This window comes from Haloarcula argentinensis DSM 12282, from assembly GCA_000336895.1.
In the GTDB taxonomy this organism is placed as follows: Archaea; Halobacteriota; Halobacteria; order Halobacteriales; family Haloarculaceae; genus Haloarcula; species Haloarcula argentinensis.
The window spans coordinates 410,648-424,426 of sequence record AOLX01000014.1; the positions used below are offsets into that span (position 1 = coordinate 410,648).

At 59.9% G+C, this 13,779-nt stretch carries 16 protein-coding genes and 1 tRNA gene; 7 read left to right on the forward strand and 10 right to left on the reverse strand.

Translation table 11 applies throughout. The annotated features are described in order from the left end of the window. The 6 genes from C443_RS05665 (at nucleotide 1) to C443_RS05690 (ending at nucleotide 8,369) form a co-directional block, all read left to right on the forward strand. Nucleotides 1-1,719, forward strand: a complete 1,719-nt coding sequence (locus C443_RS05665; protein ID WP_005534586.1) for a hypothetical protein — start codon at nucleotides 1-3, stop codon at nucleotides 1,717-1,719. After that, nucleotides 1,712-2,596 carry a hypothetical protein gene (locus tag C443_RS05670; RefSeq protein WP_005534587.1) on the forward strand — a complete coding sequence of 295 codons (885 nt, stop codon included), beginning with the start codon at nucleotides 1,712-1,714 and terminating at the stop codon, nucleotides 2,594-2,596. Before C443_RS05665 ends, C443_RS05670 begins: the two co-directional genes overlap by 8 nt. Continuing rightward, nucleotides 2,593-3,957, forward strand: coding sequence for a hypothetical protein (locus C443_RS05675; RefSeq protein ID WP_005534588.1), 1,365 nt, complete (start codon nucleotides 2,593-2,595; stop codon nucleotides 3,955-3,957). Before C443_RS05670 ends, C443_RS05675 begins: the two co-directional genes overlap by 4 nt. Before the next feature lie 220 nt (nucleotides 3,958-4,177). Next, on the forward strand, nucleotides 4,178-7,525 hold the full coding sequence (locus tag C443_RS05680) for a hypothetical protein (protein ID WP_005534590.1): 3,348 nt from the start codon (nucleotides 4,178-4,180) through the stop codon (nucleotides 7,523-7,525). Next, nucleotides 7,525-7,839: a hypothetical protein gene (locus C443_RS05685; protein ID WP_005534592.1), complete on the forward strand. Its 315-nt coding sequence runs from the start codon at nucleotides 7,525-7,527 to the stop codon at nucleotides 7,837-7,839. Before C443_RS05680 ends, C443_RS05685 begins: the two co-directional genes overlap by 1 nt. After that, nucleotides 7,836-8,369 (forward strand): hypothetical protein, encoded by a 534-nt coding sequence (locus C443_RS05690; RefSeq protein WP_005534594.1) that lies wholly within the window; start codon nucleotides 7,836-7,838, stop codon nucleotides 8,367-8,369. The genes C443_RS05685 and C443_RS05690 overlap by 4 nt, the downstream gene beginning before the upstream one ends. Here the strand turns inward: C443_RS05690 and C443_RS21445 are convergent. Next, a complete protein-coding gene (locus tag C443_RS21445) occupies nucleotides 8,366-8,521 on the reverse strand; it encodes a hypothetical protein (RefSeq protein WP_005534596.1) in 156 nt (51 codons plus the stop codon). The two genes, C443_RS05690 and C443_RS21445, sit on opposite strands and share 4 nt — an antisense overlap. A gap of 405 nt (nucleotides 8,522-8,926) precedes the next feature. Next, nucleotides 8,927-9,058 carry a hypothetical protein gene (locus tag C443_RS22100; protein ID WP_311241287.1) on the reverse strand — a complete coding sequence of 44 codons (132 nt, stop codon included), beginning with the start codon at nucleotides 9,056-9,058 and terminating at the stop codon, nucleotides 8,927-8,929. Nucleotides 9,059-9,328: 270 nt separating this feature from the next. On the opposite strand from C443_RS22100, the gene C443_RS21165 reads away from it, so the two are divergent. Next, on the forward strand, nucleotides 9,329-9,733 hold the full coding sequence (locus C443_RS21165) for a hypothetical protein (protein ID WP_152423023.1): 405 nt from the start codon (nucleotides 9,329-9,331) through the stop codon (nucleotides 9,731-9,733). A gap of 437 nt (nucleotides 9,734-10,170) precedes the next feature. On the opposite strand, the gene C443_RS05695 is transcribed toward C443_RS21165, so the two are convergent. The 8 genes from C443_RS05695 to C443_RS05720 form a co-directional block, all read right to left on the reverse strand. Next, nucleotides 10,171-11,829, reverse strand: coding sequence for a DUF7845 domain-containing protein (locus C443_RS05695; protein ID WP_005534597.1), 1,659 nt, complete (start codon nucleotides 11,827-11,829; stop codon nucleotides 10,171-10,173). Next, nucleotides 11,826-11,996: a hypothetical protein gene (locus tag C443_RS21450; RefSeq protein ID WP_160163346.1), complete on the reverse strand. Its 171-nt coding sequence runs from the start codon at nucleotides 11,994-11,996 to the stop codon at nucleotides 11,826-11,828. Before C443_RS21450 ends, C443_RS05695 begins: the two co-directional genes overlap by 4 nt. A 104-nt stretch (nucleotides 11,997-12,100) precedes the next feature. Further along, nucleotides 12,101-12,277 carry a hypothetical protein gene (locus tag C443_RS21455; RefSeq protein WP_160163347.1) on the reverse strand — a complete coding sequence of 59 codons (177 nt, stop codon included), beginning with the start codon at nucleotides 12,275-12,277 and terminating at the stop codon, nucleotides 12,101-12,103. Beyond that, nucleotides 12,274-12,534: a hypothetical protein gene (locus tag C443_RS05705; protein ID WP_311241286.1), complete on the reverse strand. Its 261-nt coding sequence runs from the start codon at nucleotides 12,532-12,534 to the stop codon at nucleotides 12,274-12,276. The genes C443_RS21455 and C443_RS05705 overlap by 4 nt, the downstream gene beginning before the upstream one ends. After that, nucleotides 12,531-12,830 carry a hypothetical protein gene (locus C443_RS05710; protein ID WP_005534601.1) on the reverse strand — a complete coding sequence of 100 codons (300 nt, stop codon included), beginning with the start codon at nucleotides 12,828-12,830 and terminating at the stop codon, nucleotides 12,531-12,533. Before C443_RS05710 ends, C443_RS05705 begins: the two co-directional genes overlap by 4 nt. Further along, nucleotides 12,827-13,237 carry a hypothetical protein gene (locus C443_RS05715; RefSeq protein WP_152423024.1) on the reverse strand — a complete coding sequence of 137 codons (411 nt, stop codon included), beginning with the start codon at nucleotides 13,235-13,237 and terminating at the stop codon, nucleotides 12,827-12,829. Before C443_RS05715 ends, C443_RS05710 begins: the two co-directional genes overlap by 4 nt. A gap of 78 nt (nucleotides 13,238-13,315) precedes the next feature. Beyond that, nucleotides 13,316-13,496, reverse strand: a tRNA-Trp gene (locus tag C443_RS21170). 54 nt (nucleotides 13,497-13,550) lie between these two features. Continuing rightward, nucleotides 13,551-13,778, reverse strand: a complete 228-nt coding sequence (locus C443_RS05720; RefSeq protein ID WP_005534603.1) for a DUF5795 family protein — start codon at nucleotides 13,776-13,778, stop codon at nucleotides 13,551-13,553. Between the last annotated feature and the right edge of the window lies 1 nt (nucleotide 13,779).

The window sequence follows — 13,779 nt, forward strand, 5'->3', positions numbered from 1 at the left end:
GTGGCTCCAGCAGTAGCACAGAGTGACAACGGGAGCGCGGCGGATCGTAAGCTCACGCTGGAGGAGCTCGCTCCGGGCGGCTCCAAGCCAGCAAACGCACCGGATTCCGTCCGCTCGAATGGGAAGTACGGGGAGTTCGTGGTGAAGGTGCTCCCGACCGGGCTGTTGGTGGACGAGAGCGAACGCTCGCCGTCCTGGCGACATTTGGAGGCGGGCCAGACGGTGAAACGTGACTACCTCCAGCTGTGGTCTAAACGGGCCTACGGCGCTGAGGAGGAGGACTACGTGGTGGAGGTGGCTCACTACAAGGTGGGCCAGGAGCAGGTCCAGACGGAGAACGGGGAGGCGCGCACCCGGAAGATTGCCACGAACGTCACGCGCTACGAGCGGACAGTGACGATGGGCGGCGGGTATGACTACGCGCGGATAGATCTCCGCTCTCACTACGAGGAGCAGGTCCGGACGGTGATGTGTGTCCGTGGAGAGTCAGATAAGAGCTGTCTGGAGAACCCCGGAGACAGCCGCTGGACGTTCAACCACCAGAGCTCGAAGGCCACGCTCCCAGTGGAGACGAACAGCGCGGGAGCGCGGCTGGGCTGGGGGCTGGTATCGCTGCTGATCCCGTTCTTTGCGGGCTCTGTCGTGACGCTCTACGGCGGACGGAAAGCGGTAGCGAAGGCGAAGGCCGGGCCACAGATCAGCGCGATCTGGTGGGTTCTGACCGCCGTGGGAGGGATCCTGTTCACCGTGCTGGCGTGGGACTGGCTGGCCGGGACGCTGATCCGGGCTCCGTGGCTGGTGTCGGCTGCTGGCGGGATCCTGCTGGGCGTGATCGCAGTGGAGTGGTTCGGTCGGAACACGTTCGGGGCTGGGTTCCTCCAGTTCCAGCTGGCGGAGGGCTTCGATCCGACCGATCCAGCGGACGTGGAGGAGGCCGTCCAGGAGGCCCAGGAGGCGACGGATCCAGACGCTGACAGTGGCGGGCCAGAGGACGCTCCTGGTGTGCTGAAAGCAAAGCTCCATATCGCCCGGTTCGCGCGTGGCGACACGGGAGCACGGAGTGCGATCCGGAAGGGGATCCGGAAGTTCTGGGCGCGGGCTCGAGGAGCGAGCGCGGACCTGGAAGTGGACGGGAATATGCAGACGCGGATAGACGTGGATGGGCCGATAGACGAGCTCTATCTGATGGATCCAGAGGACGAGGAGCCGCTGGAATACGTCCCGGAGCACCATGCAATAGAGTTCCCGGATCTCGTGACGTACGAGGAGACGGAGGACGGAGACGTGATCCGTCACTACCACCCGGTTCCGTGGATAGCTGGCGGGCTGACGCTGGGGGCTGGCTGGGTCGGGAGCCAGCTGCTCACCGGCTCCGGACTCCTGGGGCTGGCGGTGGCTGGGCTGGGTCTGTTCGCGTTCAAGATCGCCCGCCCTCGGGACGGGGAGCTGTCGGCTAACCTGGCCCCGCTCCACTACCATCACGCGGTGGGCTCGATGCTCACCCACGCTCGAGGGCTGGCGGACGCTAAGAGCTGGGACGAGTGGTTCAGGAACTACGCGGAGTCTGAGGCGGAGAGCCACGCGGACCGGAAAGAGCTGCTGGACGACAGGAGCGAGAGCCAGATGGACGAGATCTACAACCGCTACGTAGCCCAGTCTGACGGAGACGCTCCTGTTCGGAACGGAGACAGCGGCCAGGAGGAGCCAGCAGATGATTAGCCAGCAGGCTCCGCTGAAGGGGCTTCAGACGGCGCTGGAGCGCGCGGACGCCCAGACGGTGGACACGGAGCGGCTCCGGGAACAAGTCCACACGGCTCTCGAGGAGGCGGGCGTGGAGACGCCCACGCGGCCAGCGTCCGCGAAACTGACCCACGATCAGACGGACCTGCTCGTGGATCTCCTGGAGGGGTTCTCCTCGAGGAGAGAGATCCTGGAGTGGGAGCAGGAGCTGGTGATCCAGACGGTGGGCCAGCTGGAGGACTCCTGGTTCACCCGCGTAGCCTCAGACGCTCCCACTGTCTCCGCGCTGCTGGGAGAGCCGTGGGGGGAGGTGGATGGGATCCGGCCCGATCTCGCTCTCGAGGTTCGCCGCGGGATCGTGGCGAAGGATCTCCTCCCGGCGTTCCACGCGGCCCACGAGGTGGCGCGGTGGAGCGCGGTGGAGCGGGTGGATCACCTGGCGGACGATCCGGAGCAGGAGGGCATGGAGCCGATAGAACCCAGAGATCAGGAATATCCACTCATGCGGCCCGCGTTCGGAGAGATCGCGGGCCAGCAGGAGGCGGCGCTGGGCCAGCTCCTGGAGGGCTTCGAGAGTCCAGAGCAGCTGCTGGCGTGGGCGCTCCAGGTGGTGGGAGCGAGCTACGCGGAGATAGATCGGGAGACGATCACCCAGCCGTACTTTGAGCTCCCGATCAGGCGGCGGCTGGTGACGGAGGAGCCCACAGAGGAGGATATGTTTATCCGGGAGTCCTGGGCGGCTGAGTACCTGCTCCCGGCGTTCAACCGGGCGGCGGACGCTCTGGCGGACCGGACGACAGAGGTAACGGCTGGACAGCAATACCGCGGAGAATCTGGAGACGGATCTATCACATGAGCACAGACAACGACAGCGGAGAGATAGCGGACTGTCAGGAGCACAGTCTCCTCGAGGTAGCCCAGAACCCGGACCTGCTCCGGGAGCGCGTGGAGGGCGTGACAGCGCCAAGTATCGACAAGACGCGGGAGGAGACGGGTGATAAACGCGCTCACACGGTGGGCGAGAACCTACGGCGCGCGTTCGGGTTCAGGCGCTGGACGAACGTCTTGGAGGATCTCGAGCAAGCGGATCACCCGGCCATGGAGGACAGCTCCCACCCGATAGTGGAGCACCCGCGGGCGTTCCTGGATCACCTGATCCACGTGGACGACATGGATAAACTCCGTCTGGAGCATGGCGAGCTCGAGGGGCTCCCGAAAGAGCGGCGGGAGATGTTCCAGTGGCTCCGGCAGAATCCAGAGATCGTCCAAGAGCTCCGGAACGGCGGGACGGACTGGCTGGCGTACGGACCGAAAGGCTCCGGTAAGAGCACCATGTCCGCGGCCAAAGTGATCCGCCAGCTGGAGGTGAACCTGGACGCCGTGGTGTGGCGCGGGACGAGCGCCCGGACAGAGTGGCTCCCGCTGCGGGCGTGGACACGGCTATGTCTCCCGGCAGGTCTGGAGGTGGAGGCGTACCTGGATCCGCCAGCGGACGACATGGAGCCGGTGGAGATCGATCTGGAGCGGATGTGTCACGAGGTGGTCCGGTACGATTCGATCCGGGATCTGAACCACAACGTGCTCGAGGAGGGCCACTTTCACGTGGTCTACCCGGATCCGCGGTTCCGTGGAGCCACAAAAGCGTACCAAGAGGCGGAGGAGATCGGGGAGATCCCGCACCATAGCGCCTGGGACGTTCAGGTGGACGAGGAGCTGGAGCGGACGGACATAACGCCCAGTAAGATGTGGTGGTTCGCCTGGGCGATTGATAAGATAGATCAGGGGCCACCGATCTGGCTCTCGTGGTTCTGTGACGAGATAGGGAACGTCATGCCAGAACACGCGGATAACGACTATCACCAGCTGTACGACCGGATCAGCGCGTTCCGAGATAAGTACGTGGACGCTCGTCGTAACAAGTTCTCCACGTTCGGGATCGGCCACGAACCGGGCGATCTCCACAACATGATGCGGAAAAAGATGCGGTGGCAGATCACGCTGGCCGGGATCGACAACCCGACCGGAAAGACAGTCGGGATGGGAGACGCTCCGATGGGACGGAACTACACCCAAGGTATGCAGCTGGGCCAGGCGCTCTCTTGGAACAGCCAGAACTTCGCCGAGTTCAGCTGGAGCGATATACCCAGCCAGTTCAAGGTTCCCGGCCAGCTCCATGTCCGTTTTCCGGAGGTTCTGGAGGTGGTTCGCTCGTGCTAACCGAAAACCAGCGGGAGACTGTCCAGAAAACCGATTCTGAGCCGATTCCTGAAAATCTCGCCAGCTCGCGGCTCCAAGCGGTTACGCGCTCGCGCGTAGTAAGGGAAATAAAGTCAACCCCCGGCCCCTCCCCTCCAGTATTTCCGCTAACGGAACCGCTGGCGGAACCGTCAGCGGAACCGCTGGCGGCAACAGCTGGACGGCTCCAGGAGGTGGCGGCATGAGAGTTCAAATCAGTGCGGTCCTGCTGGCGCTGGTGCTGGTAGCCTCCCCGATCTCCATGGTGGCTGGTCCGGGCGTGATCGGACCGGCCTCAGCACAGACTGGCGCTCCGGACGGCATGGTGACAATCCCGGACACGAACGTGGTGGAGGATCTGCCAGTGGGAGCGAGCAGTCAGCTCACGAAAGCGGATCTGGAGGGATCGGTCATGGCCTCGAGGGACGCCGATAGCCTCCAGGTGATCGTGACAACTCCGGAGCGGGCGTCTGGATATGTGAACGGCTCTCGAGTGTCTGGATCAGGGGATCGGGCGCTCGTGTTCCGAGATAATTCCAGCCACGAAGGCCGGGACGTAGCGGTTCCAGCGGATGCTGTCCGGGAGACAGTCGGCCACGTCCCGAACGTCGTCCACGGCGTCCACGAGGACGGGACGAGCTGGACAGCGGAGGTGGAGGCCAGGAACGGACTCCTGATTTTCAATATCCCGCATTTCAGCAGTAACTCTGTGACCTTCGAGGGAGAGGTGAATATCCAGGAAACTCCCGCGGTGGATGGCAGCCAGATAAACTATCAGGTGGAGGACTCCAGTAATGCGGGTGATTTTAATATCAATGTGACTGGCGTGGACTCCACAGAAACTGATACCGTTACTGGGGCGGCGCTGTCTAACGGCGAGACACTAGATCTGGCTGTAGCTGGGACTGGACAAGGGACGGGGGCCAGTGTAACTTGGACTGGGTACGAGGAGACGACAGCCGCCAGTGGGAGCGGGACTGGAAGCGGCACAGTCAGCGCAGGAGGCAACGTCAACCCGACAGATGAGAAGGCTAGCGTAACGGGAGACACCTCCACAACAGCGGCGTCAGACAGTGGCACGCTGTCGGCTGGCGGGTCGGACTCGCTTAATCTCGACGGCAACCTCAACCCGGACAATGAACAACTCACTGTCTCTGGCGGCGGGTCGTACTCGCAAGGTGGGGAGTCTGTAGGGTTCGATGTGCTAGAAAAGGACGGAGATGGGGATGCCGAATCTTTGCTGACTAACGTTCCTGATGGAAAGATAACACAGATAACATTTAACATGGTATCGACAGGGACGGGAGATGGAAAAGCAGAGATATGGTTAGAGCGGGGTTCGTCTCTCGACGGTGACGAAAAAGAGGGAACGAGGGTCGCAACTGGAGTTACCTTCCAGAACTCACAGACAACTGTAAATATAGATGATTGGGACCCTAACGGGGCGGATAACGTCACTATCGGGATTACTCAAACCAGTGCCTCCGCTACCACCGTTAGAGCGTATCGTGGGGGTGGGGTTCCCAAATCTATGTTCATTGACGGATATATCTACGACGACGTAATGGACATAGATTACAAGACTGCGTCTGATGTAACAATCTCCTCGGATAGCGGTACATCTAAGAGCTTTTTCGTGGAAGGCGGGGGGTCGCAAACTAAGAGTTTCCCGGTCAATTTGGGCGATAGTATCTCCGCAAGCGGCGCGGGGACAGTCGATTACACGCTCGACTACTCGGCCCGTTATGGGACCGAAGATCCAAAAATAGACATTGACGGTGATGGGACGTATGAGGCGTCATGGTCTGGTGTCTACAAATCCGGCGAGACAACTACTGAAAAGGCGGTAGACGGTTTATCGACCGGAGATAACAGCGTTTCCACGACAACCGCGAGCGGTCCGGATCCAAGTTGGACCCTATCTTGGACAGAGAGGACCGCGACAGTGGATCCAGCCATAGACGTGGACGGGGATGGGACTAATGAGGCCTCATATTCGGGGAAACTCACCGAAGGCAGCACGGCCACAAAGTCTCTCCCAGATCTCTCAAAGGGATCGACCGGGACCGTATCCACGTCGGCGGGGAGTGTGGACACCCAAGTGAGCTATACAGAACACACAGCAACGAGGGATCCAGCAGTCCTGGTGAATGGCAACGAGACGGAACATCTGGGAACACTCTCCCCGGGGAGCACGACCTCGCTGGCGACAGATACGGCTTGGATCCAGGACGGGAGCAATAACATCACAGTAGTGGTGGGAGACGGAACGCTCTCGAGTGACGCACCTACGCCAGCAGTGGACTTGGAGTATACGCACTCCGCCAGCGTGATAGTCAGCACAACCTACGCAGCGAACGGCTGGGAGGAGTCTTATAACGTCTCCCATACCTTCGCGGGAGACAGAGAGAACGCGAAGCTCCGGATCCCGTTCAGCCAGCGGATCTATCAGGTGACACACGTGGAGAAGTCTGTGAACGGGGGGAGCTGGCAGAGTGTCAGCTCCAGCAGCTGGGAGCTCCAGAACGGGACTGATCTCGTGGTCCAGCTGAAGGACACGGACGGAACGGCGGACGTGGTGGAGGCCGGAGATAAGGTGGCGATCCGGACGGCTGGCAATAAGTTCCAGACGACGAACGGAGCGATCTCCATAACGGATCCCACCACGCCAGACGACGAGGGCTTAGATACAGGGTTCCGCGTGGATTCCAAGTCCACGGAGTTCCGCCTCGAGGTGGGAGGGACGCCGCTGGGAGATCAGGTCCACTATACCCACACGGAGAGCTGGGAGGCTCCGGAGGATCGGGCGGTCCTCTCCGCTGACGGCTCCCAAGAGCTGTATCTCCCGAACGCACAGACCGGCGGATCCGCGCGGGTGACGACGATCCCGCTGGAGCCCCAGCTGGACTCCGGGGATGTGGGGATCCAGGTAGTGGATCCTGATAATCCGACGCTGGCCGTGGGTCCGGGAGAGTCTGGATCTGGAGCGGCGGTCCAGTATCGCTGGCATGACGCTGTTCCTGGCGAGCAGTACGGACTGTATTCGCTGGGGAAAGAGCGGTACGTGGATAAGAAGGACGCCGGAAAGAGCTACGTCCAGCTGGCGGACGATGATAGTCAGGAGACTCTGGTAATCAAGCAACCGGACGGGAGCAGCGGTGGCAGCTCCTCCTCTGGTGGCGGGATCTCCTCCGGGAACTGGGACAACGGGGAGGATGGGATAGATCTCCAGCAAATCGCGGTGATCGCGGGCTGGGCTGTGTTCTCCCTGCTGCTGGTGGCGGCTACGGGACGGTCCTCTCTGTCGGGCCGTCCGCGCTGGATCCTCGTGGGAGCTGTCTCCGGCGGGCTGGGGCTCCTGGCACTCGAGATCCTCCGTCCGGGAGCTGTCAGTGGCGCGCTGAACGCTGGGATCCAGGAGATCGTCCCGCTGGCCGGGCTGGCTGGTATCGGGATCGCGGCCTACTCAGTTGTCCAGTGGTGGCAAGCCAGGCGGGAGGAGGCCACGACGCCGGACACGCAGGTGGTTCTGGGAGGGAATAGCGACTGATGGTCCTCCGGGAGCTGCTCGAGCCGCTCCTCCGGGCGCTGGGCGTCCAGGGCGTCTCCGTGGTGGCGCTGGCGGTCCTGCTTTCGGTGGCGCTCTACGCCCACAAGATCAGCACGGTGGGCGGTCTGGCTGTGTCGGCTGGCTCCACGGTCCGGCATGATCTCCAGGTGGTGGCGCTGGTGCTGGCTGTCATGCTGTTACTGGGAGTGGCGTCTCTAGATCTAGCGCGGATCCAAGAGCTGATTTACCTGGCTCAGCAGCGCGTGGAGTGGGCAGATTTGTTAGACTCGATATTACAGAAGGTGATTAAATGATAACAGTATTATCAGATCTGACGGTACAGGTTCAAGACAATTTGCAGGTGCTTCCGCTGCTACTCGGAGCGGCTACCTCTGGATTCGGGTATCTGTTAGCTACGTACTTACGGCGACAGGCGGCAAAGGATTATCTCCGTGAGGAGGCGACCGGCCAGCTGGCCGTGGCGTCTTTCTTAGCGGTGGTCGCTGGGTCAGCATGGGTAATTATAGATCCGTCGTTGGATGTGGGAACAGAGAGGATTATCACATCAAGCCGGAAACTGGCCGTTCCGATCATGGGTGTCCTGTTACTGCTGGCGGGCTGGAAGTCGGGGCAATTCGACACACCAGAGGGTGCTGCGAAGTGGGTTGTCAGACGAAAGAACGGATCTAGACAAGTAGCACTAATGGCGGCGTTACTTGGGACTGTTGGGCTGGTTCTTCAATGGAATGTGCTGAATATCTATCTGCTCGCATTTCCTTTGGCTGGGATGCTGATCGTTTTCGCGTGGCCTCAGGCAGTAGAAAAGAACAGTCTAGAAAATTAGTTGTCGCTGTCTGGCCGGTTGTTCGGATGCGGCTCTCCACGGATGGCCTCATACATTCCCTCGGGATCTTTCCAGAATCCGTACTGGATGAGCGCCATGAATAACACTCCTATAATCAGCGCGGCGTATATTGGACCCATACCCATGCTCATATCATAGTATAGAGTGTGAGGGGTGATAAATCCTGTATTCTGTTCATTCAGGCGCTCGCGCGGCGCTCGTCGAGGATAGACGTCGGTACGATCGGAGGGTAGCCAGCGGCGCGCGAAGGCGGGCGCTATCCTCGTTGATCGCCGCGTATGTGGACTGGAGTCAGATTGGCTAAGGGATCCTGAAAGGGTTGGGTTCCGAAACCTTACCCAGTACCATTAGAGGGAGAGCAACTCTCTCGTGTGACAGCCGGCTGCTCAGCCGCTGGCGGTTCGCGGTAGAGGGCGCGCGGTATGCGCGCCCTCGTTTTCTCCTTTCCCCCCAGGGGCACTTGCACTAAGCCCCCCGGAATGGTATGTCCCGCCAGAATTACTGATATTTGCGTGGTTGGACTCTGCTGAAAAGGCTTAGTCGTCTATGGCCTCATCTCCGCGGATTGCTCTCCTAAATCCCTCTGGATCCTTCTTTTTCGCTCTGTGGGTGAGGTAAGCGATGATCAGAGTGATCACACCAGCAGCGATGAATGGGCCCCAAGTCATACCAAATTATACAGTGTTCAGGGTGATAAATCCCGGATTATGTTCATTCGGGCGCCCGTGCGGCGCTCGTCGAGGATAGAATAATCTGAATAGCCAAACTATTACATTCCATAAAATCATTTGCTGAAGAAATGGCTGAAATTGAATGTCCCGACTGTGGTGGTCTACAGTACGAGCTTCTTCAAGAAACCGGAGATCGGATTATAGTGAAATGCTGGGGCTGCGGTTCAAATCATAAACTATGGAAAAAGCTGTGAAAGAGGGTACAATATGACATCGCCAGCCGAAGGATGGGAAGATACAGAACGCGGCTATGAACAAGGAGATACTAGCGTCACGGTTGGTGAGGTAAAACTAACCCAATACAGAAACGGAGATAGGACAGAATATAATGGGTATCAAGTCAGGGTCTGGATAGGTAAGCCGGGTTATGCTAGTCCCGAAGAGATAGCAACCTACGAGGAACCACGGAAGGCATGGGAGTTGGCTAATATACTCACGCACTATTTGTCAGCTTACAATTCAAAATTAGATCTAAGCAACATCACGGACGGGTTCGAGTCGGGAGAACACTTGCCCCCGGATGGAGTGGCTGAGAGAGAACCTGAGGAGCTTCTTCGAGATGCTTTGGGTCACCACGAATTTCGCTTAGATGAAGTGTTGACTGACGAGTAGTAGAAGTGGAAAAGCTGGTTTCATCTGGAACTGTTAACAGGCTGTAATTACATTTCGCCCTGCATGGCGTGGGCTTAGTGACAATATTATGCAAAAACGCTGACGAATCTGTAGAGGATTTGGAGAAAGGTGGTCAGACAAAGAAGAAAGTCTATAGCGGCACTCATACTGCTTCGACTTACCTCTGCGGTGCCGGTAGTATTGCGGTTTGTGTTGCGGGGCGGGAGGAGCGACTGAAGGGAGCGACTGTATTTGGATAGAGTGGCCTTTGCCACACTACCTAAGGGGTGCTTGCCCAGAACGTGAGCAGATATCGGGAAACATAAGAAAGGTGGTAGGAATGGCGGAGAAAAATGCAGGCGGAAAGCGGCTGGAACACGGAGGGGTTTATAAATGGACGTCCGGCAGTGATAGTGATGCCTCTGGGCTGTCGGGCGCTACCAGATGGAACTGTTCGGATCGTCGTAGCCCAGGATACGCCCGTTCATGACGATCTGCCAGCCCTTCTTGTGCTCTCCGTGGTGGTTCTGCCAGTCTATCTTAGCGTTCTCAAACCGTTTCGTCAGCATGGGAGACGCCTCCGCGGCCTCGAGGCCGGCCCGGAGAATCTTCTGGAGTTCGCGTTTGCTGACAGCGCGGGACAGTTCTAGGTGGAGTTCTTTCGTGGCGTTCCGGACCACGATCCCGTGGCGGTTCGCCCACTGCTCGAGCGCGGAAGGTTCGCCCTGTCCACGGGAGAACGGAGTGGCTTTCTCAGCGATCCGCCGCATGGAGTCCATGGCGGTGTCCTTCATATCCCGGACGCGCTGGGCGATCTTCGAGATCTCGTCACGGATCACGCCGTCCTGGAACCGGACCACGCCGTTCTCTATCTCAAGAATATCGTCAAATCGTTCAGCAGCGCGGTAGACCGTCGAAGGAGAGCGTCCGGCCTCCTGGGCGATCTCGTCGTAGTGACGGCCTCCCCCGTCAGTCATGGCTACCAGAACGTCCCACTCTCCGGAGGTAGTGTCCGGATCGGCCAGTGTGTCCCTGGCATCTCCTCTCTCCTGCTGCTCGAGATCCGGCATAGGATTTGGGAACACTTCCACGGAGCTGTCTCCTGATTGGACGGTGAAATACGGATCGTCCACCCACACGTCCTCGTTCGGAGTGAAGTCAACACCGGCCCAATTGAGGGCGTTGATGATCGTCTCCCGCATTTCATCGATAGCGTAGGAGTAGCCACTCCAGTCCAGAGAGTCCTCTCCGTCCGGGTAGTAGCCTTTCCAGAATTGACACTCTATCTTGTGGTGATAGAGCGGATCGTCTCCGTCGTCCTCCGAGCGGACCCACTGAGGCTGATAGCATTTGAGGCGCTTCGCTAAGGTCTGATCCGGGAGGAGGCGCTCCCAGAGATCCGGAGAGAGAGAAACTGCCTCATAATGGGCTTTGATCTGCTCGTGGTCCCATTTGTGTTCTCCGCGGCCTCTGCCATTCGAGAATTGGGCCATATGCTCCAGAACGCCTCCCTTGCCGGCGATCTGTCCCACGGCTGTCTCTCTGTCAATGCGTCCATAGAGTTCTATACCGTAGATAGAACTCCACGCGTGTGCGTCCGTGAAGTAATCCGGATTCACGTCCAGGTGGCTGGCGAGCGACTGGAGGAGGCCCAGCAGCTCTGGTTTTGAGAGGTTCGTGGCCTCCACCTGGAGACGGATGGACTCCGGACACTCCGTAGGGATCCCACCGATCAGATCACCAGTATCCACGTGGCGAGCGTCTGGGTAGCCTGGCCGGAACGTGAGATCTGCTCCGTACTCGTTGTGGGGATCGTCCTCCTCGTAGACACTGATTTTAAACTCGTTCATGGCTCCGTCCCAGCTGGCGGCGTCTGGAGCGGCGAGTTTCCCTTCCCAGTACGCGGAGTTAGTAATCTCCCAGTCGCGCCCATTGTAGGTGAACGTCCTGTCCTGCTCGTCCAAGTCTGGCTCAAACTGGCTACTGATCGCCCAGTAGGGGGAGAGGCCGTGATCGTCAAACAGGAGGTTAGCAGCGAGGCGGTGGGGCTGGAGAGCTATCACGTCGTCCACCGTACTGGAGAGCTGCTGGCTCACTGCTGATCGCCTCCGTCAGCGGCCACGGGTGGCTGCTCGAGCTCGTCCTTTCGCTCCTCTAGGAACGTCTGGATCTTCGACGAGGCTCCGACACTCCGGGCAACAGCGAGCCACGCGGCGGCTACCTCGTGGGAGCTGATCGCCCGGAGGCGCGGCCAGGGGCTCATATCGGACTGGGGGGAGAGGTAGCGAGCTGGATCCTCTCCGATCTCCTCCTGAATGTCCGGGAACTGGGGCCAAGAGGGACCGCTATCCGCGTGGTTCCCCTTCATCACTGGCCTCCAGCAGCGGCGCGGAGCGCCTCCACTTTCGTCTCTCCCCAGCCGACGATCTCCCAGCTGGTCTGGGACTCCGGGGGCTGCTCCCGGATCACGGCGAACGGAGCACGATAGAGCTGCTGGGGAATCTCCAGAACGCGGTGGGTCTGGACGGACGGGTGATCCGTCATTCCTGCTCCCTCCGGTGCTGGACAGCCATCCAGGTGACAGTGTTCAGATCCTGCTCGTCCATCACCGTGACGAGCGTCTGATCTCTCCGGATGAGGACGGTCCCAGTGTGTTCGTGATAGCGAACCTCCTCCCCATCCAGCCCATGGCCCGTGAGCCGCTCTCCGTGTTCCCAGGCGTCCACGGGATCCATCACAGGATCATCGGACCGCTGGAGCCAGCGCCTCTCCGAGATATGAGAGGACGGCTGGAGGCTCACGCCTGCTCACCTCCGAAAGGGCTCCCCGGATAGTGGGTCCGCTCTGGTTCGTTGTAGGGCCAGTGAGCAGCGCACCCGTGGCAGAATTGAGTATCTCCCTCCTGGCCGATGTGTTCAGATCCGCACCCTGGACACTCCGAGATAGCCATGTCGGGCTGGATCATCCACTCTCGTGGGAGATCTCCGTGGAGATCAGCCAGCACAGCGTAGAACCGGGATGTATCGTAGTCTTCGAGGTTTCGAGAGAGCCGGCGGGCGGTGGACAGCGGGACGCCGTAGGAGCCGGTGTCCGTCATTCAGAACCACCGTCCTGGGAACTGGCTGGCCGGTAGAGCCGATCACTGGAGACTCCGGTCTGGCACTCGAGGCAGAGATCTTCGTGGCCCTCGGAGGGCTGGAGGTAGACGCGGTGGTTCTCCAGATCGATTCCACTACCACAGCGGTCGCAGGCGAGTTTTCCGCCGTCAGCAGCGACAGAAGGATCCGGCGCAATCTCTTGCCGAATCGTCTCTTCTACCTCCTCAAGTGAAGGGCCGCCGCGCTTTAGCGCTCCAAGTTCGCGGTACGCAGGCGCGGCTGGGCAGGTGAGGTAGATATGATCCCCGGAGCCGAAGTTATCCTGTAGAGGAACACCGCAGAGAGGGCAACGGTCCGTACTGACCCGGTTGTTGTTGTGGTCGTCCCGGGTGTACGTAATCGTCACGCGGACCACCCCTGGAGGAGCCGGATTTTATTCCGATAGCTACCTCTAGGAAGTGATAAGATAACGTTAAGATAGTTATGGGGTCGGAGGGATTTGAACCCCCGATCGGCTGATATCTCCGTCCTGCGCCTCGGAACTCCAGAGGGTCATCGTCGCGGACCGGTGATCAGCCGGCCGCTCAGTATATCAGCCCTCGAAGTGTCGTCCCAGGCGCGTGGCCTCTGGAGTCAGCCGCCTTCCCGGACTAGGCCACGACCCCGCACTCCGGCGTAGGCCGACTCGCATTAAAGGGATTTCGATTGGCAGACGGCGCTCAGTCGCGGTCAGTGTCCGACCAGTCACACTCCTGGCACTTGTATCCAGTAACGAATTCCAGTGCAGAGGGCATGTAACCCACAGAGATGACGTTTTCGCCGCATTCAGGACAGTTCTCGTCGGCGTCTTCGATAGGTTCTGCATCCATGACACCCTCTCCTTCGATGAGTTCGGCCAGGCTCTCGGGGGTCTGCATCCGGCCCTGGACCACGCGATTGTCGCTCATA